Here is a 20,242-nt window from a genome sequence, read left to right on the forward strand (position 1 = left end):
ACTCCAATTACGCCGCCCGCCGAGCTTGCGGCTTCCTGGCGCCGATCATCGGCCATACCAGCCGGAAGGCCAGCAGCACCAGCACGATCGCCGCATAAACCAGCGGCTCCATGAGCCACACCTTCTTGATCATGATGAAGTGCAGCGCGCCGAGGGCGATGGCGAGATAGACGGCTTTGTGCAGCTTGGCCCAGGTCTTGCCGCCCATCCGGCGGATCGACCAGTTGTTCGAGGTGAGCGCCAGCGGCAGGAGGATCACAAAGGCTGCCATGCCAATCGTGATGTAGGGTCGGCGCAGGATGTCGGTCAGCGCAGCATGCAGGTCGAGGCCGCGGTCAAGCCAGATCCAGACGCTGAGATGCAGCAGCACATAGTAGAACGCGACCAGGCCGAACGCCCGCCGATAGCGCAGCAGGTTGATCCTGAACAGCTGGCGCAGCGGCGTGATACAGAGCGTGATGATCAGGAAGCGCAGGGCCCACAGACCCAGCCCCCATTCCAGCTGGGCCACCGGATCGGCGCCGATCCGGTCTGCAAAGGCGAGGTAGAACAGCCACGCCGCCGGCAGCAAGCCGACGATATAGACGAGCAACCGGATCAGCGGTTGCCAGGCGAAGCCGGCGCTGGACCTTACTTGGACGGGCGTGCTCATCAGAAATTCGCCCTCAAGTCCATACCCGCATACATCGAGGCGACCTGGTCGGCGTAACCGTTGAACATCAGGGTAGGCTGACGACCGGCCAGCAGGCCCGCGCCGATGCGCCGTTCGCTCGCCTGGCTCCAGCGCGGATGGTCGACCTCCGGATTGACGTTGGAGTAGAAGCCATATTCGCTGGAATTTTCCTTGTTCCACGAGGTTGGCGGCTGCTTGTCGACCAAGCTGATGCGCACGATCGACTTGATGCCCTTGAAGCCATATTTCCACGGCACCACGAGGCGGATGGGTGCGCCGTTCTGGTTCGGCATGCTCTGGCCGTAGAGACCGATGGCGAGGATGGTGAGCGGGTTCATCGCCTCGTCAAGACGTAAACCTTCAACATAAGGCCAGTCGAGCGCCGGGAAATAGGCCGCCTGCCCCGGCATTTCGGAAGGACGCACCAGCGTTTCGAAAGCGACATATTTGGCGCTACCCTGCGGTTCGGCCTTCTTCAGCACTTCGCTGAGCTGGAAGCCGAGCCAGGGGATCACCATCGACCAGGCTTCTACGCAGCGGTGCCGGTAGATGCGCTCCTCGATGGCATAAGGCTTGACGAAATCTTCCAGCGCATAGGTCGCGGGCTTGTTGACGAGGCCATCAACCTTGATGCTCCAGGGGCTGGTCGTCAGCTTGCCGGCATAGGCGGCCGGATCGCCCTTGTCGGTACCGAATTCGTAGAAGTTGTTGTAGCTGGTGATGTCGTCGAGGCTCGTCGGCTTATCCGTCGTGGAATAGGGGCTCTTGGCGCCGGATAGGGCAGCGGCACCGGCTGCGCCTGACATGAGACCGGCGCCGATCGCGGCGCCCGCGCTGCCGAGCAGGAAACTGCGGCGATTGAGATAGGCCTCCTTCGGCGTGACATGCGCTTCTGTGAGGTCGGGGGCATGGCGGATAAGCATCATCTTCCTCTCGCGGCTAGGCCGTGAACTTGTACAATCTTATACGCGCGGCAGAGGCCCTCTGTTTCTCACGATCGTATTACGGAAAGCACATTTTGCGTGAGGCAATACGTGATCAGGCGGCCTTCAGCGGTTGCACCTCGACTGTGACGTGGGAGAGAGAAGGAAATCCCGTCAGCTTGTCGCGGTAGTAGCGTGGTTCGTGCGGCTGCGGGCTGGCGACCGAAACGATGGCGCCGAGATGCCCCGGGCCGAGGCGCCAGACATGCAGGTCGGCCACCTTGTCACCATCCTTCTCGATGCTGGCGCGGATAGCGTCGACCAGCCGCCGGTCTGGCATCATGTCCATCAGGATGCCGCCGGTGTCGCGGATCAGCGTATAGGACCAGCTGAGAATGACCCCCGCCCCAACAATGCCCGCCACCGGATCCATCCAGTTCCAGCCAAGAAAGCGTCCGAACAGGAGGCCGACGATCACCAGCACCGAGACAGCCGCATCGGCCAGAACATGCGCAAAGGCCGACCGCATGTTATTGTCGCCATGTCCGCCGGTGGGGGCGTGCTCGGTGAAGACTGTACTGCGTTCCTCCGCGCCGATGCGCACATGCGCCGTGAAATCATGGGGCTCGGGAATCTCGTCCAGAGATTCCAGAAAGCCGTCGCGCGCGGCCATGACAAAGCGTTGCGACCGGCCGTCGGCGCGGACAGTCTCGATCATCGTCCCTCCCGCCTCGAGCGCATGGCCGTCTCCCGCCTTGAGGCGGAAACGGGGCGGCACGCCCTCTTCGAAGATGGAAAGCTCGACCGGCCCCTCCCCCATCGCCAGCTGGCGGGTCTCATCGTGATGGTGATGGCTGCTGTCGTGGTGATGATCATGATGGTGATGTCCACCGCCCAGCAGCCAGACGCTGGCGACATTAACGGCAAGGCCGATCACTGCGATGGCGATGGCTTGTTCGTAATCGATCGCCACGGGATGGATAAACCGCATCACCGCTTCGTAACCGATGAGGGCGGCGATCATCGCCAGGATGATGGCGCTGGTATAGCCCGCGAGATCACCAAGCTTGCCGGTACCGAAGGTGAACCGCTGGTCTGCGGCGTGCCGGCGCGCATAGCCATAGGCCAAGGCGGTCAGCAACAGCGCCCCGGCATGGGTCGACATGTGCAGGCCGTCGGCCATAAGGGCGATCGAGCCATAGATCGCGCCGCCGACGATTTCGACGACCATCATGACCAGGCAGAGCCAGATCACGGCCCAGGTGCGCCGCTCGTTCCTCTCGTGATTCTCACCCAGGAAGACATGGCTGTGCCCGATGGCGGGCGAAGCGGTTGGCGAAGTCATTTCAGATAGCTCCTGATGACGTCGATGAGATGTTCCGCGGCGTCCCGGCCGGCCTCCTCCCCCTGCCCGGGCGCCATGATGTGGTCGCGGATGTGATCCTCGATCACCTCGGCCATCATGCCCGCCACCGAGCCGCGCACCCCGGCGAGCATGTGCATGACAGGATCGCAGCCGAGCTCGCTCTCCAGCGCCCGCTCGATCGCTTCGACCTGCCCTCGTATACGCCGTATCCGCGCCAGGAGTTTGGCCTTCTCCTTGATCGTGTGACTCATGCTCGTCTCGATAGCGTAGGGGGGTAGGGTATAATCATCAAACAATCAAAGCAACCCGTGTGGCCTGCGCGCGGTGGACCGCGCGTCGCAGTGCGTTACTTCGAAGAATGCGGCTATTGATTGCGTCCGGAGCCGCCGAGTGGTGCAGAACAGAGGAATGCGGGTGACCCGCTCAGAGCACGGGGATGTCGCCCCGTACCCAGCCCTCCTTGGTCTGCGCCTTGAAGTCGGCGAAACGGCCTTCGGCAATGGCGGCACGCATGCCGGCCATCAGGTCCTGGTAATAGGCCAGGTTGATCCAAGTCAGCAGCATCATGCCCAGGATTTCGTTGGCGCGGGTGAGATGGTGCAGGTAGGCGCGGCTGTAGTCGCGCGCCGCCGGGCAGGACGACGTTTCGTCGAGCGGGCGATGGTCCTGGGCGTGGCGCGCGTTCTTGAGATTGATCTTTCCGAAACGCGAATAAGCGAGGCCATGCCGCCCGGCTCGCGTCGGCATCACGCAATCGAACATGTCGATACCGCGCGAGACGCTCTCGATAAGATCGTCCGGGGTACCGACCCCCATCAGATAGCGCGGCTTGCCGGCGGGCAGATGCGGCTCGACCGTCTCGATCATGGTGAGCATAACCGCCTGCGGCTCACCGACTGCCAGGCCGCCGATGGCGTAGCCCGGGAAATCCATCTCGGCGAGCGCGCCAGCCGAGGCAATACGCAGGTCAGGAATATCGCCACCCTGCACGATGCCGAAGATCGCCTTGCCGGGCTGAGAGCCGAAGGCGCGCTTGGAGCGGTCGGCCCAGTCGAGAGACAGGCGCATGGCACGCTCGATGTCGGCGCGGGTCGACGGCAGGCGTACACATTCGTCGAGCTGCATGATGATGTCGGAATCGAGCAGCGTCTGTATCTCCACCGAACGCTCCGGCGTCAGGCGGTGCAAGGAGCCATCGATATGGCTCTTGAAGGTCACGCCGTCCTTGTCGAGCTTGCGCAGGCCGGACAGCGACATGACCTGGAAGCCACCGGAATCGGTGAGGATCGGCCCCTGCCAGCGCGAGAACTCATGCAAGCCGCCGAGGGCCGCCACCCTTTCCGCGCCGGGCCGCAGCATCAGATGGTAGGTGTTGCCGAGAATGATGTCGGCACCAAGGTCCTTAACCTGGTCGACATACATGGCTTTCACAGTGCCTGCGGTGCCTACAGGCATGAAGGCGGGCGTGCGCACGGACCCACGCCCCAGGTGCAGGGCGCCCGTGCGGGCAGCGCCTTCGGTAGCGTGGATCGAGAAAGAAACGGTAACGGTGTCGGTTGGAGTTTTCAGCATGCCGCCCGCCATAGCAGACTGGAATCGCCATAGGAATAGAAACGGTAGCCCTGCGCGATGGCATAGGCATAGGCCGCCTGCATGACATCATAGCCGGCGAAGGCAGAAACCAGCATCATGAGCGTCGAACGCGGCAGGTGGAAATTGGTCATCAGCGCATCGGCGGTCCGGAAACGGTAACCAGGCGTGATGAAAATCGCGGTCTCGTCAGCGAAAGGCTGGATGGTGCCGTCCTCGGCCGCCGCGCTTTCGAGCAGGCGTAGCGAGGTGGTGCCGACGGCGATCAGTCGCCCTCCCCGCAGGCGCGTCTCGTTGAGGACGGCAGCCGTCTCGCTCGTGATGACGCCGAACTCGGCATGCATCTTGTGCTCGGCGATCTCCTCACCCTTCACCGGCAAGAAGGTGCCGGCACCGACATGCAGTGTGACGAAGTGGCGGGAGATCCCGGCTGCATCGAGCCTTTGCAGCAGCTCGGGCGTGAAGTGCAGCCCCGCCGTTGGCGCGGCTACGGCGCCATCGGCCCGCGCATAGACGGTTTGGTAGTCCTGCCGATCTCGCTGGTCCTCGGCACGCTTGGAGGCGATATACGGCGGCAGGGGGACATGACCAACCGTCGCAATGGCGATGTCGAGCTGCGGTCCCGCCAGGCTGAAGCGCAACGTGACCTCACCGCTCTCGCCCTTGGCCTCGACCTCGGCCGACAGTGCATCGCCGAAGGCGATGGTGTCGCCGACGGCAATGCGCTTGCCGGGGCGGGCAAAGGCTTTCCAGCGCTCCGGACCGATACGCTGATGCAGCATCGCCTCGATCGAGGCCCCTGCCCCGCCAGGCCTCCGGCGCAAGCCGTCGAGGCGCGCCGGGATCACTTTGGTGTCGTTGAAGACAAGGGCATCGCCCTCGCGCAACAGCGAGGGCAGGTCACGCACGATGTGGTTCGAGAAGCGCCCGGCCCGGCTCGGATCGACCAGGAGCAGCTTCGCGCCGTCACGCGGCTCGGCGGGACGCAGCGCAATATTCTCCGGCGGCAAATGAAAATCGAAATCCGAAACGCGCATTTGGGGTCTGGTCATCCCGGACGCGATGCAACATGAAATGTTGCTTCGCAGATCCGGGATCGTCATCAGGATAGATCAATTTACGATCCCGGATCTGCGAAGCGGCACGATGTGCCGCCTCTTGTCCGGGATGACGACTTACGCTGCGTCGGCCTGAACGCGCATCGAAATGATCTTGTCGGGGTTCTGCACAGGCTCGCCGCGCTTGATCTTGTCGACGTTCTCCATGCCTTCGACGACCTTGCCCCAGACCGTGTACTGGCGGTCGAGGAACTTGGCGTTGTCGAAGACGATGAAGAATTGCGAATTGGCCGAATTCGGCATCGAAGAGCGGGCCATCGAGCAGATGCCGCGCACATGCGACTCGCCATTGAACTCGGCTGGCAAATTCGGATGCGAAGAGCCGCCGGTGCCGGTGCCATGGGGGCAACCGACCTGCGCCATGAAGCCATCGATCACGCGATGGAAGACGATGCCGTCATAGAACTTCTCGCGGGCGAGCAGTTTGATGCGCTCGACATGCTTGGGCGCGAGGTCCGGACGCAGCTCGATGACGACGCGGCCCTTCGTGGTTTCCATGACGATCGTGTTTTCGGGATCGGCGGCCATAGGCACGCTCCTTTCTCGGTAAAAGCAAAGTGGAATGCGGCGTAGATAGTGTTACTTGGCGCCCGGCGCCAGCTGCATCTTGATGATCTTGTCGGGATTGGTGACCATGCCGTTGTCGGCCTCGTCGCCCTTCTTCAGCTTGTCGATGGCTTCCATGCCCGAGGTGACTTCACCCACGATGGTGTACTGGCCGTCCAGGCTCGACTGCGGCGCATACATGATGAAGAACTGGGAATTTGCCGAATCCGGATCGGATGAGCGGGCCATGCCCACGACGCCGCGCACGAACTTGGCCTTGTTGGTGAACTCAGCCTTGAGGTCGGGCAGGTCCGAACCACCGGTGCCGGTGCCGGTCGGGTCGCCAGTCTGCGCCATGAATCCGTCGATCACGCGGTGAAAGACGATGCCGTTATAGAAGCCGCGCTTCACCAGGGTCTTGATCTGCTCGACATGACGCGGAGCGAGATCCGGCCGCAGCTTGATCACGGCACGTCCATAGGCGGTGTCGAGATAGATGGTGTTGGAATCCGCCTGCGCGGCCAAGGCCGGCGAAACTTGGGCGGGCACAACGGCGAAGAGGCCGAACAACACGGCCAGAACGGAAAGAAGGCGTATCAAGGAGTTTCTCCCTCGAGGAACTGCGGCTGCCTGCAAGCAGGAAACGCCGCTATGGGGCCGGTTTGGCAAACCGGGCTTTGAGACGTCGCAGGGCGCCGGCCGGTACGAACCCGGAAACATCGCCGCCCATTGCCGCGATCTGGCGCACAAGCGTGGCGGTGATAGGGCGCACGATCGGCGAGGAAGGCAAAAACACGGTTTGCACGGTCGGCGCAAGGGCTGCGTTCATGCCGGCCATCTGCATTTCGTAATCGAGGTCGGTGCCGTCCCTGAGACCGCGGATCAGCAAGGTCGCGCCCACCCGGCGCGCAGCGTCCACGGCGAGGTCAGCGAAGGTGATGACCTCGAGCCGGTCAAGCCCGATCACGGGGCCACAATCCTCGCGGATCATCTCCGCACGCTCCTCGGCGGAGAAGAGCGGCGCCTTGCCCGGATGCACACCGATCGCCACCACGAGGCGGTCGGCGACCGCAGCCGCATGACGGATGACATCCACGTGCCCATTGGTCAATGGGTCAAAGGAGCCGGCATAAAAGGCGGTACGGGGCCCCTGATTGGCTGAGGTCATCATACTCTCGTCTAAAGGCTTAAACCCAACGTATAGGATTTCAGAAAATCCCACTCTGATACACTTCAATCAACGGTCGAGACTTCTATCTTCCCACTTTGTTCGCATTCACATGGAACCTTTCCGCGGTTCGTGCATTTCCTAGCGGAACAAGCCGGAAAGCGCATCCATGAAATTGGAGACGCCACCGGGCCAAAATACCAGGATTGGGTTCGCAGACATGACCATCGGCCCCGCCTCAAGACGATCTCGACCTACCTTCTTTGAACTGGCGTGTGCGAAAACGCACGGCGTGTCACGCTCGAGTTTGGTTAATTAGATCATAAGCAATGCAACAGACATTGGCCTCCTGAATTTGGAAGGATGCACGGCAATGACATCCGTTCGTATTCGCCCCGTTGTGGCAATTGGCGCCAGCCTCTTCGCTCTCGCTGCAGCCTCGCTGCTCGATGTCGCCCGCATGCAGCCGCAGCAGATGGCGGCCGTCCGGGGCGACCGGCAGACCGTGGCCTCGCTCGTCGGCGACTGCGCCAAGAACAGCTTGATGGCAGCCTGCGCAAGCGGCTCCAGCGACTCTTCGGACGCAATGCCACCTGTCACCACACTGCAGGTCTTCCAGAATTCCGGCAAGACCACGCTGGTCAAGATCACCGCTCACTGAGATTTCCAGAGCAAGGCGCGTTCAAGCGCAAACGCTGCCTTGCTCTAACTCTTTGTTTCGACGCGTCTTTGTAGTTATTGCCTAGTCCGTCAAATCGTAAAAGCGACTCAGAACTTACCGTCGACGTCATCCGGCCCAGGGGCTGACACTGCGATGGTATTCCATCTCCAAGACCCCGGTCTTCGTGCGCATCGGAAGCATGACCGGAACTTCGCAACGCGGCATCCTGCTATGGATGCCGCGTTTTTTCTTCGCGAAATCGACGGCCGAAATTGCCTGGTCACAATCGAATATGCGCCCCGTTGGGGGCGCATCCGTTCATGGAAGCAAGGGACGGCCTACTCCTCGCCGCCATCTTCCTCTTCACCGCCTTCATCACTCACGCGTTCCACCGAGACGACCTTCTCGCCGTCGGCCGTATTGAAGACGATGACGCCCTGCGAGCCACGACCGACGATGCGGATGCCGTCGACCGGGCAGCGGATAAGCTGGCCGCCATCCGTGACGAGCATGATCTGGTCGGAATGTTCGACCGCATAGGAGGAGACCAGCTTGCCGTTCCGCTGGTTAACCGCCATCGCCACGATGCCCTTACCGCCGCGCCCGGTGATGCGGTACTCATAGGACGAGCTGCGCTTGCCGTAACCATTCTCGGAGATGGTGAGAATGAACTCCTCCCCGGCCGACAATTCGGCATAGCGTTCGGTCGAGATCTCCACCGATCCCTCTGCCGCCTCTTCGGCGTCGTCGACGACGGCCTCACCGTTCTCGACTTCGCCAGCCACGGCGCGGCGCATCTTGAAATAGGCGGCGCGCTCTTCCGGGGAGATCTCGCGATGGGCGATGATGTCCATGGCGATGACCACATCCTCGCCATCGAGGCGGATGCCGCGCACACCCATGGAGTCGCGCCCCTTGAACACGCGCACATCCGAGACGGGGAAGCGGATGCACTGGCCAAGCGCCGTGGTGAGCAGCACATCGTCGGCCTCGGTGCAGATCGAGACGTCGCGGATCTGCTCGCCCTCCTCCAGCTTCATGGCGATCTTGCCAGCGCGATTGACCTGGACGAAGTCGGAGAGGTCGTTGCGGCGCACGGTACCCGACGTGGTGGCGAACATGATGTGGAGCGTCGCCCACTGGTTCACGTCCTCAGGCAGCGGCATGATCGACGTGATGCGCTCGTCGGACTCGATCGGCAGCAGGTTGATGAAGGCCTTGCCACGAGCCTGAGGGGCGGCCAGCGGCAGGCGCCAGACCTTCTCCTTGTAGACCCGGCCCTTGGAGGAGAAGAACAGCACCGGCGTATGTGTGTTGGCGACGAACAGCGAGGTGACGAAATCCTCGTCCTTCGTCTGCATGCCCGAACGTCCCTTGCCGCCACGGCGCTGCGCCCGGTAGGTCGAGAGCGGCACGCGCTTGACATAGCCTGCGTGAGACACGGTCACCACCATGTCCTCCCGCTGGATCAGGTCCTCGTCCTCGAAATCGGCGTCGGAATCGAGAATCTCGGTCATGCGCGGCGTGGCATGGGCGGACTTGACCTGTTCGAGCTCCGTTCGGGCGATGGCCATGATGCGGGCGCGCGAACGCAGGATGTCGAGATAGTCGCGGATCTGGTCGGCCAGGGTCTGCAATTCATCCCCGATCTCGTCGCGACCCAGGGCCGTAAGGCGGGCAAGGCGCAGTTCGAGAATGGCGCGCGCCTGGGCATCCGAGAGGCGATAGGTGCCGTCCTCGTTCATCGGATGCTTGGGATCGTCGACCAGCAGAATCAGCGGCGCGATGTCGCCCACCGGCCAGTCGCGCCCCATCAGGGCCTCGCGGGCCGAGTTCGGATCCGGGCTGGTGCGGATGATGCGGATGACCTCGTCGATATTCGCGACGGCGGTGGCAAGACCGCACAGGATATGGGCGCGGTCACGCGCCTTGCCGAGCAGATATTTGGTGCGGCGACTGATGACTTCCTCGCGGAAATCGACGAAGGCCGAGATCATGTCTCGAAGATTGAGCAGTTCGGGCTTGCCGCCGTTGAGTGCGACCATGTTGGCGCCGAAGCTCGTCTGCAGCGCGGTGAAACGGTAGAGTTGGTTCAGCACGACCTCTCCCACCGCATCGCGCTTCAGCTCTATGACGAGGCGCATGCCCTGCCTGTCCGATTCGTCGCGAACTTCGGCGATGCCCTCGATCTTCTTCTCACGCACCAGCTCGGCAATGCGCTCCTGCAGCGTCGCCTTGTTCACCTGGTAGGGAATCGCCGTGACGACGATGGCTTCGCGATCCTTGCGGATCTCCTCGATCGTGGCGCTGGCGCGCATGATGATCGAGCCGCGACCGGTATTATAGGCGGAGCGAATGCCCGAGCGCCCGACGATGGTGGCTCCCGTCGGGAAGTCCGGGCCGGGAATGAACTCCATCAGGTCGTCGACCGAGACGGCGGGATTGTCGATATAGGCCAGGCACCCGTCGATCACTTCGCCGAGATTGTGCGGCGGGATGTTGGTGGCCATGCCGACGGCGATGCCGCCGGCGCCGTTGACGAGCAGGTTGGGGAAACGCGCCGGCAGGACGGTCGGCTCCTCCCTTGTGCCGTCATAGTTCTCCTGGAAGTCGACAGTGTCCTTGTCGATATCGTCGATCATCGCCACGGCGGCCTTGGACATGCGCGATTCCGTGTAGCGCATCGCCGCCGGCGGATCGCCGTCCACCGAGCCGAAATTGCCCTGCCCGTCCACCAGCAGCAGCCGCATTGAGAATGTTTGCGCCATGCGCACCAGCGCGTCATAGATCGACTGGTCGCCATGGGGGTGATACTGACCCATGACGGCGCCCACGATATTGGCCGACTTGACGTATTTGCGGTCCGGCGTGTGGTTGTTCTCATACATCGAGTGAACGATGCGCCGATGCACCGGCTTCAGGCCGTCTCGCACGTCAGGCAAAGCCCGGCTCACGATCACGCTCATGGCGTAATCGAGGTAGCTGCGCTTCATTTCGTCGGTGATGGAAGTCGACCGGATGTCGGACGGTTCACCGTCACCCGGCTTCTTGTCGTTTTCGTCAGTCAATGCACGGCCTCAAACCGATTCTGGTGCGTTCTTCTAGCCCATTCTGCCCGGCAACACCACCTTTGCCGACAGGGTGCCAACAGCATTCTTCGATTTATTTTTCAAAGGCTTATTCGAATTTGGCGAGAGAATGTCTCGGGCCGAAAACCGCCTGATGCATCAGCCGGTCTATCGCCGCGAGCGTCATTCTCAGGGCAGCAGGATTGACGACCCGGTAGTGCCCCGCCCTTCGAGGTCCTCATGCGCCTTGCGGGCATCCTTGAGGGCATAACGCTGGTTGACCGGGATCGCAACCTTGCCCGAGGCGACCACGTCGAAGAGGTCGTTGGCGGTGGCGAGCAGATCGCTGCGCTCGGCGACATAGCCGGCGAGCGTCGGGCGCGTTGCGAAGAGCGAGCCCTTCTGGGCCAGTGTCAGGATCGAGAAGGGCTCGACGGGGCCGGAGGCGTTGCCGAACGAGACCCACATGCCCCGGGGCTTGATGCAGTCGAGCGAGCCGGGGAAGGTATCCTTGCCAACGCCGTCATAGACCACCGCACATTTCTTGCCGTCCGTGATCTCGGCCACCCGCTTCACCCAATCCTCCTTGCGGTAGAGGATGGTGTGATCGGCGCCGTTGGCTCGCGCGAGTTCGGCCTTTTCTTCCGAACCCACCGTACCGATCACCATGGCGCCGAGCGACTTGATCCATTGGCACAGGATGAGGCCGACGCCGCCGGCGGCGGCATGCACGAGCACCGTCTGGCCGCTTTCGACCTTGAAGGTGCGCCGTACCAGATATTGGGCCGTCATGCCCTTCAGCATCATGCCGGCCGCCTGCTCGTAGGAAATCGTCTCGGGAAGTGGAATCAGGCGGTCAGCCGGATAGGTGCGCTCGGCGGCATAACTGCCGATGGCGCCGGAATAGGCCACCCTGTCGCCCACCTTGACCTGCGTGACGCCCTCGCCGAGAGCGATCACCTCGCCAGCGCCCTCGGCACCGAGGGTGAAGGGTAACGAAGGCGCCTTGTAGAGGCCGCCGCGATAATAGGTGTCGATGTAGTTGACGCCGCAGGCATGTTGGCGGATCAGTACCTCGCCCGGCCCTGGAGAGGCGGTGGGAATATCTTCGAAGGTCAGGACTTCGGGACCGCCGGTTTGATGAACGCGGATCGCTGCGGGCATGGCACTACCTATCGATAATGAAATCAGGATGACTGCGATTGAGACGACGCCTGGGCCTTCGCCCTGGCGCGCCGCTGCTTGACCAGAACGTTGACGGTCTCCACACCGGCCGCGAACGCCATGGCAAAGTAGATGTAGGCGCGCGGAATATGCATGCCGACACCGTCGGCGACAAGCGAAACGCCGATCAGCAGCAAGAAGGCGAGAGCCAGCACCTTGGTCGTGGGGTGGCGGTGGATAAAGCCGCCGATCGGCCCGGAAGCCACATACATGAAGCCCATGGCGATGATCACCGCGGCGATCATCACCGGCAAATGCTGCGCCATGCCGATGGCGGTGACGATGGAGTCGATCGAGAAGACGATGTCGATCAGAGTCACCTGCAGGATAATGCCGGTAAAGGCGCCGCCAGCTGCCACTTGGGGCGGGCCACCGCCGTCATGCTCGAACTCGTTGTGGATCTCGTGTGTGGCCTTGAACAGCAGGAACAGGCCGCCAGCGATAAGGATGAGATCGCGCCAGGACAGACCCTTGCCGAAGATCTCCAGCACTGGTTCCGTCAACCCGATCAGCCAACTCAGGCAGAACAGCAGCAGGAGGCGAAAGACCAGCGCCATCATCAGACCGAGCGAGCGGGCTCGACGCGCTTCTGCCGGAGGCAGCTTGGAAACGAGGACCGAAATGAAGACGATATTGTCGACGCCCAGAATGATTTCCATGACCGTCAGCGTGACGAGCGCGGCCCAGGTCTGCGGATCACTGAGGAGGTCGATCATGCGTCGGTGCCGTCCGGAAATAGCCGAGTATGAGGAAATACAGCCCGACGATGCACAGGCCCCAGACCACCAAGGGCGCCGGGGACATATTCTCCCAAATTGCCGTCATCGCCAGAAGCGACCATATCACGAGCAGAGTGAGAGTTGGTACCCTCAGCTTGGACACACGCAGAGGATGTACGAAGACAAATGACGCGAAGGTCAACAGGCCAAGCCCGAGCGTGACGACGAAGATAGTCACCATGGATGCGGTTGTCGGCTGTGCCGGGCTCAACAGGAAATAATAGAAGATGATCAGGTTCCAAACCGCTGGAAAGCCCTTGAACCAGGCATCCTCGGTCTTCATCTCGTTGTCAGCGAAATACATGGCGCTGCTGAGCAGGATCACAGCCATCGAGATGAGGTTCAGCGGATTGCTGGCATCACCCAATATGCCAGAGGAGTAGAGCGCGTACGCCGGCACGATCACATAGGTCAGGTAGTCGATGATCAGATCCAGCGCCGTGCCGGACCAGCGCGGAGCAGCTTCAACCACATTGATCTTGCGGGCGATCGTGCCGTCGATGCCGTCGACGAAAAGCGCCAGCGCCAGCCATGCGAACATGGTGCGCCAGTCCTGGTGCGCCGCCGCGATCAGCGCCAGGAACCCCCAGAACACGCCGCTTGCGGTGAAGACATGCACGCCGAATGCTAGCCATCTGCGTTCGGGGCTTATCGGTTCGCCGGATGGTTGGGGGAGAGAAGCAGGCAACGCGGGTCAGATTCTTTACTGCGGGGCCGTCATCATATCGCCACATACCGTCGGCGCTAGAACATTTTCGTCCCGTTCCGACTTACACCCATGAAAGGGCGCAGGATTCCCTAACCGACATGGCATGTCTGCCCAAGCGGCCAGCAGCGCGTCGGTCGATGTCTGGGCCGGTCCGGGACGATGGAACCTTCACTTCATCCGGGCACGGCAGCACGAAGGCAGGCTCCCATATTTGGAGGATATTATTTCCCGCCTGGAAGCGGCCATACTGCCGCATCTGAAAGACGCAGGCTCCCGTATCAGGCAGGTTGAGCGTCATTCGCGGCCTGTCGCATTCATGTGCCGGCGGCTTCAGCTTCATCCAACGGAGCGAGGTAGCTCGATGATCATGATGCAGCAACCGTCTCTGGCAATAAACTCCGACGACGTTCCCGGGCCCAAATACATCATGTGGCGGACCAGGGATGCGCCGCGAGGCTCGACGGCAATCTGGACTGCCAACCAGATCGTCGTCGACAATGAGGCCGCCTTGTCGTTCAAGAAGTCCCAGTTGCTGAACGTCATCATCAATTGCCATGGTGAACCGGGCGCATTGTTGGTCGGCGGCGACGGCCCTGACGGCGGTCGTATCACCAAGGACAATGTCGGCCATTTCTCGATACTGAAGGGCCTCAATATCGGCACGATCTGGCTCGTTGCCTGCAATGCCGCCAAGGGCACGAGTGGAAAGCAACTCTGTCAGCAACTTGCGACAGTGTCCGGCTGCCAGGTTGTCGCGGCCGACGACTACCAGGACGTCGGCGTCTGGGGGACGATCCGCCTCCTGACGAGCATACATGGGCAAATCGACGAATTCGAAGGCAATGTCTACTCCTTCACTCCGGTTGGCGGGGCCAGGATCATCGATCCCGAAGAAGACATCTACACGATCAAGGTGTGATAGAGACGCTGCCGCCTCGGTATTTTTTGCGGCCGACCTGGCGAACAGGTACCAGGCGCTCAAACGTTGACACGGTGCCGCCACGGGAGCACCAGATTCCGTGGCCCCGCCCTTCGGTCAACCAAATGGTCGAGAATGTTTCCTGTCGCCCGCGATGTTCTGGGTGCCCCCCTGTGGTTCTGGGCGATCTTCGCCATCGCCATTGGGGCGGTGCTGATCTTCGACCTTGGTTATCTCAATCGCCGCGTCCGGGTACTCTCTCTCGGCCAGTCGCTCGCCCTGACGGGCGGTTATACCCTGCTCGCGGCACTGTTCGGCCTTGGCGCCTGGCTCTATTTCGGCGCGGAAAAGGGTTCGCTGTTCTTTACCGCCTATGTGCTTGAACAGTCGCTGTCGATCGACAACGTCTTCGTGATGTCGGTGATCTTCGGCTTTTTTGCCGTGCCAAGAGAATATCAGCACCGTGTGCTGTTCTGGGGCATCGTCGCCGCCATCCTGCTGCGCGCCGTCTTCGTCGGCCTCGGCGCGGCGATGATCGGAAAATTCGCCTGGCTGCTTTATATCTTCGGCATCTTCCTGGTCGTCACGGGCGTGCGCATGCTGTTCCATGGCGACGACCAGGTCGATATCGGCCACAACAGGGCGGTGCAATGGCTGATGCACCATCTGCGCATGACAAGGGAGTTCGAAGGGGAACGCTTCTTCATCCATCGCCCCGACCGCCGAACCAGCGCCCTCGTCCGCTATGCCACGCCTCTGTTTGCCGCCTTCATGGTGATCAATGTCGCCGACATCGTCTTCGCCGTCGACAGCGTACCGGCCGTGCTCTCGCAGACCCAGGACCCCTTCATCGTCTACACCTCCAACATCTTCGCCATCCTCGGACTGCGCGCCCTCTATTTCGTCATCGACGCCCTCATCGCCAAATTCCGCTATCTCAAGCCTGCCCTCGCCTGCCTGCTGATCTTCATCGGCTTCGTGATCTTCTATGAGCGCCTGATCGGCGAGTTCGACAATGTGCTCACCATGATGATCACCTTCGCGGTGTTGATCATCGCCATTCTCGCCTCGGCTATCGTGCCCAAGCGCGCCTAGGCCGACTTGCGTTGCCAAACCTACGCTACACCTGAGCGCCCTTGCGATTTCAGACGATTCCGTCAAATCGCAGGACAGCCTGGACAACTTATTCCTTGCGCCGAGACTGCATCCTGTGTATGCACCCGGCTTCGCTTTGGCCGGAGGCTGAACGGATGGCTGCGCTTGCGCAGTGGGGACTCCCGGGTTCCGTCATCCCGTGTCTTCGCCCTCTGGGACATTCCTCGACGGCCTGCAGGGTCACGAGGGGCTTCGCGCCGGGCGATATGTTGCAACCTCTAAGGACAGGCCGAATATGCCGAATTACGAGCATGTCTTCCTGACCCGCCAGGACGTCACCTCCCAGCAGGTCGACGCGCTGACCGCTCAGTTCAAGAGCGTCATCGAAGCCCATGGCGGCACCGTCAGCAAGACCGAATATTGGGGCGTCAAGTCGCTTCAGTACCGCATCAAGAAGAACCGCAAGGCTCACTTCACGCTGCTCAACATCACCGCTCCCAGCGCTGCGCTGGCCGAGGTGGAGCGTCAGCAGTCGATCTCCGAAGACGTGATCCGATTCCTCACCCTCTCGGTCGATGAGCTCGAGGAAGGCCAGTCGGCCATGCTCCGCAAGTCCGATCGCGATGACCGTCGTGATGATGATCGCGGCTTCGGCTTCGGTGGTGGTGGTCGTGGCGGCCCGGGCCGCTTTGGTGGCGATCGTGATCGCCCGCCTCGCCGGGACCGTTTCGAAGGCGCCGCTGCTGACGAGCAGGGAGAAGAATAATCATGGCTACCGCACCTGGACGCCGTCCCTTTTTCCGCCGCCGCAAGACCTGCCCCTTCTCGGGCCCGAATGCGCCGAAGATCGACTACAAGGACGTCAAGCTCCTGCAGCGCTACATTTCCGAGCGCGGCAAGATCGTCCCCTCCCGTATCACGGCCGTCTCGGCCAAGAAGCAGCGCGAACTGGCCCAGGCCATCAAGCGCGCCCGCTTCCTGGGCCTGCTGCCTTACGTGATCGGCTAAGATCAAGATCGGGGCGAGACGCTTCTAAGCGTCTCGCCTTTTCCTGAAACGACAGTCAGCCGGTAAGCCGGCCATGGCTGGGGCCCAAGGACATACACTTGTGGCCTCTAACCGCGACAGCGGGACAGCTCGACGATGCAACGCGAGATTCCCATAGGGCTTTGTGCCGGCCTCGCCGCCGCCCTCTTGATGGTGGTGCAGACAACGGGTTCGTTGTTTGGCCTCCTGCTCGGCATTTTTGCGGCTCTTCCGATTACTTTGGTATCGCTGGGTTGGAGCTATCGCGCGGGTCTCACCGCTGCGGCGAGCGCTGTCGCCGTGATCTGCGTGGTCTGTTCTCTTCGGCTGGGCCTGACTTTTGGCGTCGCCACCGCGCTTCCCGCCTGGGCCCTCGCCTATCTGGCGACCGAGAGAAACGCGGACGCACCGGCCAAATGGCTGCCGCTCGGCGCGATTGTCCTGGTGGCCTGCGTCCTGGCCGCCTTCGGCTTCCTGTTCACGATGCATGCGACCGCGGGTTCCTATGAAGCGGCCCTGGACCAGTTCGTAAGCAGCCTTACCACGCTGCTTCATGTCTATCTGAACCAGCCACAGGACCAGCCGCTCGTCCTGCCCGATGTCCCCGATACCGCAAGCTTCGTGCGCTCCGTGGCCAGGTTTGCCGTGCCCTTCCAGACCATGCTCTTCGCAATTGTCAGCCTCTGCGGGCTGTGGCTGTCGGCGCGCATCATGCTGGTATCGGGCCGACTGTCGCGCCCCTGGCCGGATATCGCAGCGTTACGCCTGCCCAGCATGGGCCTAGCCATCGTGACGATCGCCGGCGTGGCCCTGCTCCTCTTGCCCGACCTTGCCGGCGTCGTCGGCCAATTCCTGCTAGCGGCCTTGTTCACTGCGCTTTTCGTGCAAGGGCTCGCCGTTCTGCATTTCATGACTCGCGGAATGGCCGGTCGGACCTTCATTCTCGGGATGACTTACCCGCTCTGCATCATTCTCGGCTCGATCACCATGCCGCTGATCGCCCTGCTGGGCCTTGCCGAGCAGATTTTCGTCTTTCGCGATCGGTCGCAAAACACCGCTCGCCCCCTCCCCCCTCATTCGTAAATCGCAAACAAAGGAGAACCACCATGGAAGTGATTTTGCTGGAACGCGTTTCCAAGCTCGGCCAGATGGGCGAGACGGTAAAGGTCAAGGACGGCTATGCCCGTAACTTCCTTCTGCCCAACAACAAGGCCCTGCGCGCCACCAAGGCGAACAAGGAGCGCTTCGAGAAGGAGCGCGTGCAGCTCGAAGCCCGTAACCTGGAGCTCAAGAAGGAAGCCGAAACCGTCGCTACCAAGCTCAACGGCCAGACCTTCACCCTGATCCGCCAGGCTGGCGAGACCGGCCAGCTCTACGGTTCGGTCAGCGCCCGCGACCTCGCCGACGCAGCCACCACCGGCGGCTTCACGGTTGGGCGCTCGCAATTCGTGCTGAACACGCCAATCAAGGCCATCGGCCTGCACAAGGTGCTCATCCACCTCCATCCGGAAGTGGAAGTCGCCATCACCGCAAACATTGCCCGTTCGCCTGAAGAGGCCGAGCGCCAGGTTCGCGGCGAGAACGTGCTCGCCCACGTCGAGGACGACGAGGACGTTGCCTACGAGAACCCGGAAGAGGTGGCGATCCCCGGTGTTCCCGGCACCGGCGAACAGCCGGAAGTCTGATCGCGTTCAGCTTTTCAAAAGTCAAAGCCGGGTGGTGCGCCACCCGGCTTTTATTTTGAGTGCTGTGGATGGCGGGGGAAAGCTCCCATCGGGCAAAGCCGCGCCAAGAACCGAGGCTCTACCCGTGTCGCGCGTGATAGACTCGTTCCCCGATTCGAGGACCGAACCTGCCCATGCCCGCACCCGTCGAAGCCACCGTCCACAAGCTCGAAACCAGCCAGGCCGCCGCCTACCGGCAGGCCCCGCACAATGTCGAGGCGGAGCAGGCGCTGCTGGGCGCGATCCTGGTCAACAACGAGGCATTCTATCGCGTCTCGGACTTCCTGCTGGCGGAACACTTCTTCGACCCCTTCCACCGCAAGATCTTCGAGATCGCCGCCAGCCTGGTGCGGGCCGGCAAGATGGCGACGCCCGTCACGCTGAAGACCTTTGTCGGTTCCGACCAGGACATCGGCAGCGGCCTCACCGTCTCCCAATATCTCGTCCGCCTCGCAACGGAGGCCACCACCGTCATCAACGCTGCCGACTATGGCCAGATCATCTACGATCTTGCGCTCCGGCGCTCGCTCATCCTGGTCGGCGAGGAGATGGTCAATCTCGCCTATGACGCGCCGGTCGACATGGCGCCGGGCGAGCAGATCGAGGAGGCCGAGCGGCGGCTCTTCGCCCTTGCTGAAACAGGGCGCTCCGACGGCGGCTTCGCCAGCTTCGCCGATGCGCTGAGGGATGCCATCGACATGGCCTCCGCCGCCTATCAGCGTGACGGGCACCTGTCGGGTCTCGCCACCGGGCTCGACGATCTCGACAGGGTGATGGGCGGCCTGCAGCCGTCCGACTTGATCATACTTGCGGGCCGCCCCGGCATGGGCAAGACGTCGCTCGCTACCAACATCGCCTATAACATCGCCAAGAATTATAAGGTCGAGATCCAGGCGGACGGCACGCGCAAGACGCTCGACGGCGGTTCAGTCGGCTTTTTCTCGCTCGAAATGTCGTCCGAACAGCTCGCCACTCGCGTGGTTGCCGAGCAGGCCAATGTGCCCTCCTACAAGATCCGCCGCGGCGATCTTTCGGAAGAGGAGTTCAGCCGCCTCGTCACCGCCAGCCAGGACATGCAGGCGACGCCCCTCTATATCGATGACACCGGCGGCATCTCCATCGCTCAGCTCGTGGCGCGCGCGCGCCGGCTGAAGCGCCAGCGCGGCCTCGATCTCCTGATCGTCGACTACATCCAGCTCCTCACCGGCTCAGGCAAGAAGGGTAGCGAGAACCGCGTGCAGGAAATCACCGAAATCACTACTGGCCTCAAGGCTTTGGCAAAGGAACTTAATGTTCCGATCATCGGTTTGTCTCAGCTCTCGCGCCAGGTCGAATCGCGCGACGACAAGCGTCCGCAGCTCTCCGATCTCCGTGAATCCGGCTCGATCGAACAGGACGCCGACGTGGTGATGTTCGTCTTCCGCGAGGAATATTACGTGAAGAACAAGATGCCCAAGGAAGGCACGGAGGAGTTCTTCAAATGGCAGGCCGAGATGGAAAGCCTCGCCGGCGTCGCCGAGGTGATCATCGGCAAGCAGCGCCACGGCCCCACCGGCACCGTCAAGGTGCAGTTCGACGCCGACGTGACCCGCTTCGGCAACCTGGCGCGGACGGATCACCTGCCAATCCAGACGGGTGAATGACCTGGGAGCG

Annotated in this window: 21 protein-coding genes; 8 read left to right on the plus strand and 13 right to left on the minus strand. The window is 62.1% G+C overall.

All coding sequences use genetic code 11. The features are described from left to right. Positions 1–7: 7 nt before the first annotated feature. From msrQ to coaD, 9 genes are all read right to left on the minus strand, one after another. A complete protein-coding gene (gene msrQ / locus ACMDCR_RS18105; protein ID WP_413987943.1) occupies positions 8–652 on the minus strand; it encodes a protein-methionine-sulfoxide reductase heme-binding subunit MsrQ in 645 nt (214 codons plus the stop codon). Beyond that, entirely contained in the window at positions 652–1,596 is a 945-nt protein-coding gene (gene msrP / locus ACMDCR_RS18110; protein ID WP_413993660.1) for a protein-methionine-sulfoxide reductase catalytic subunit MsrP, read from the minus strand. Before msrP ends, msrQ begins: the two co-directional genes overlap by 1 nt. Positions 1,597–1,711: 115 nt before the next feature. Beyond that, positions 1,712–2,941 carry a CDF family Co(II)/Ni(II) efflux transporter DmeF gene (gene dmeF / locus ACMDCR_RS18115; protein ID WP_413987944.1) on the minus strand — a complete coding sequence of 410 codons (1,230 nt, stop codon included), beginning with the start codon at positions 2,939–2,941 and terminating at the stop codon, positions 1,712–1,714. Then, positions 2,938–3,213 carry a metal/formaldehyde-sensitive transcriptional repressor gene (locus ACMDCR_RS18120; protein WP_413987945.1) on the minus strand — a complete coding sequence of 92 codons (276 nt, stop codon included), beginning with the start codon at positions 3,211–3,213 and terminating at the stop codon, positions 2,938–2,940. The genes dmeF and ACMDCR_RS18120 overlap by 4 nt, the downstream gene beginning before the upstream one ends. 172 nt (positions 3,214–3,385) lie before the next feature. Then, positions 3,386–4,534, minus strand: coding sequence for a tRNA guanosine(34) transglycosylase Tgt (tgt, locus tag ACMDCR_RS18125; RefSeq protein WP_413987946.1), 1,149 nt, complete (start codon positions 4,532–4,534; stop codon positions 3,386–3,388). Next, positions 4,528–5,589: a tRNA preQ1(34) S-adenosylmethionine ribosyltransferase-isomerase QueA gene (gene queA / locus ACMDCR_RS18130; RefSeq protein WP_413993661.1), complete on the minus strand. Its 1,062-nt coding sequence runs from the start codon at positions 5,587–5,589 to the stop codon at positions 4,528–4,530. Before queA ends, tgt begins: the two co-directional genes overlap by 7 nt. Before the next feature lie 138 nt (positions 5,590–5,727). Next, complete coding sequence (locus ACMDCR_RS18135) at positions 5,728–6,198, minus strand: peptidylprolyl isomerase (protein WP_413987947.1); 471 nt, start codon at positions 6,196–6,198, stop codon at positions 5,728–5,730. 51 nt (positions 6,199–6,249) lie between these two features. Then, a complete protein-coding gene (locus tag ACMDCR_RS18140; protein WP_413987948.1) occupies positions 6,250–6,816 on the minus strand; it encodes a peptidylprolyl isomerase in 567 nt (188 codons plus the stop codon). A gap of 49 nt (positions 6,817–6,865) precedes the next feature. Beyond that, entirely contained in the window at positions 6,866–7,384 is a 519-nt protein-coding gene (gene coaD, locus ACMDCR_RS18145) for a pantetheine-phosphate adenylyltransferase (RefSeq protein ID WP_413993662.1), read from the minus strand. A 373-nt stretch (positions 7,385–7,757) separates the two neighbouring features. Between coaD and ACMDCR_RS18150 the strand changes: the two genes are divergently transcribed. Continuing rightward, a complete protein-coding gene (locus ACMDCR_RS18150; protein WP_413987949.1) occupies positions 7,758–8,045 on the plus strand; it encodes a hypothetical protein in 288 nt (95 codons plus the stop codon). A gap of 338 nt (positions 8,046–8,383) precedes the next feature. On the opposite strand, the gene gyrA is transcribed toward ACMDCR_RS18150, so the two are convergent. The 4 genes from gyrA to ACMDCR_RS18170 form a co-directional block, all read right to left on the minus strand. Beyond that, entirely contained in the window at positions 8,384–11,113 is a 2,730-nt protein-coding gene (gyrA, locus tag ACMDCR_RS18155; RefSeq protein ID WP_413987950.1) for a DNA gyrase subunit A, read from the minus strand. Between the two features lie 189 nt (positions 11,114–11,302). Then, entirely contained in the window at positions 11,303–12,277 is a 975-nt protein-coding gene (locus ACMDCR_RS18160) for a quinone oxidoreductase family protein (RefSeq protein ID WP_413987951.1), read from the minus strand. 23 nt (positions 12,278–12,300) lie between these two features. Further along, the gene (locus ACMDCR_RS18165; protein ID WP_413987952.1) at positions 12,301–13,053 is read right to left on the minus strand and encodes a TerC family protein; all 753 of its coding nucleotides are present in this window, start codon (positions 13,051–13,053) and stop codon (positions 12,301–12,303) included. Further along, positions 13,034–13,735: a CDP-alcohol phosphatidyltransferase family protein gene (locus ACMDCR_RS18170; protein ID WP_413987953.1), complete on the minus strand. Its 702-nt coding sequence runs from the start codon at positions 13,733–13,735 to the stop codon at positions 13,034–13,036. The genes ACMDCR_RS18165 and ACMDCR_RS18170 overlap by 20 nt, the downstream gene beginning before the upstream one ends. A gap of 451 nt (positions 13,736–14,186) precedes the next feature. Here ACMDCR_RS18170 and ACMDCR_RS18175 point away from each other — a divergent pair, with 451 nt between their 5' ends. The 7 genes from ACMDCR_RS18175 to ACMDCR_RS18205 all read left to right on the plus strand — a co-directional run bounded on the left by ACMDCR_RS18175 (position 14,187) and on the right by ACMDCR_RS18205 (position 20,232). Beyond that, entirely contained in the window at positions 14,187–14,744 is a 558-nt protein-coding gene (locus ACMDCR_RS18175) for a DUF4347 domain-containing protein (protein WP_413987954.1), read from the plus strand. Between the two features lie 135 nt (positions 14,745–14,879). After that, positions 14,880–15,839, plus strand: a complete 960-nt coding sequence (locus ACMDCR_RS18180) for a TerC/Alx family metal homeostasis membrane protein (RefSeq protein WP_413987955.1) — start codon at positions 14,880–14,882, stop codon at positions 15,837–15,839. 295 nt (positions 15,840–16,134) lie between these two features. Then, entirely contained in the window at positions 16,135–16,605 is a 471-nt protein-coding gene (rpsF, locus tag ACMDCR_RS18185) for a 30S ribosomal protein S6 (protein ID WP_413987956.1), read from the plus strand. 2 nt (positions 16,606–16,607) lie between these two features. Then, positions 16,608–16,847 carry a 30S ribosomal protein S18 gene (gene rpsR / locus ACMDCR_RS18190; RefSeq protein ID WP_068295067.1) on the plus strand — a complete coding sequence of 80 codons (240 nt, stop codon included), beginning with the start codon at positions 16,608–16,610 and terminating at the stop codon, positions 16,845–16,847. A 135-nt stretch (positions 16,848–16,982) separates the two neighbouring features. Further along, a complete protein-coding gene (locus ACMDCR_RS18195) occupies positions 16,983–17,948 on the plus strand; it encodes a DUF2232 domain-containing protein (RefSeq protein ID WP_413987957.1) in 966 nt (321 codons plus the stop codon). Between the two features lie 23 nt (positions 17,949–17,971). Then, a complete protein-coding gene (gene rplI, locus ACMDCR_RS18200) occupies positions 17,972–18,550 on the plus strand; it encodes a 50S ribosomal protein L9 (RefSeq protein ID WP_413987958.1) in 579 nt (192 codons plus the stop codon). A gap of 173 nt (positions 18,551–18,723) precedes the next feature. After that, complete coding sequence (locus tag ACMDCR_RS18205; RefSeq protein ID WP_413987959.1) at positions 18,724–20,232, plus strand: replicative DNA helicase; 1,509 nt, start codon at positions 18,724–18,726, stop codon at positions 20,230–20,232. The last annotated feature ends 10 nt before the right edge of the window (positions 20,233–20,242 follow it).

It is taken from the genome of Labrys okinawensis (genome assembly GCF_047345005.1).
GTDB lineage: Bacteria > Pseudomonadota > Alphaproteobacteria > Rhizobiales > Labraceae > Labrys > Labrys okinawensis.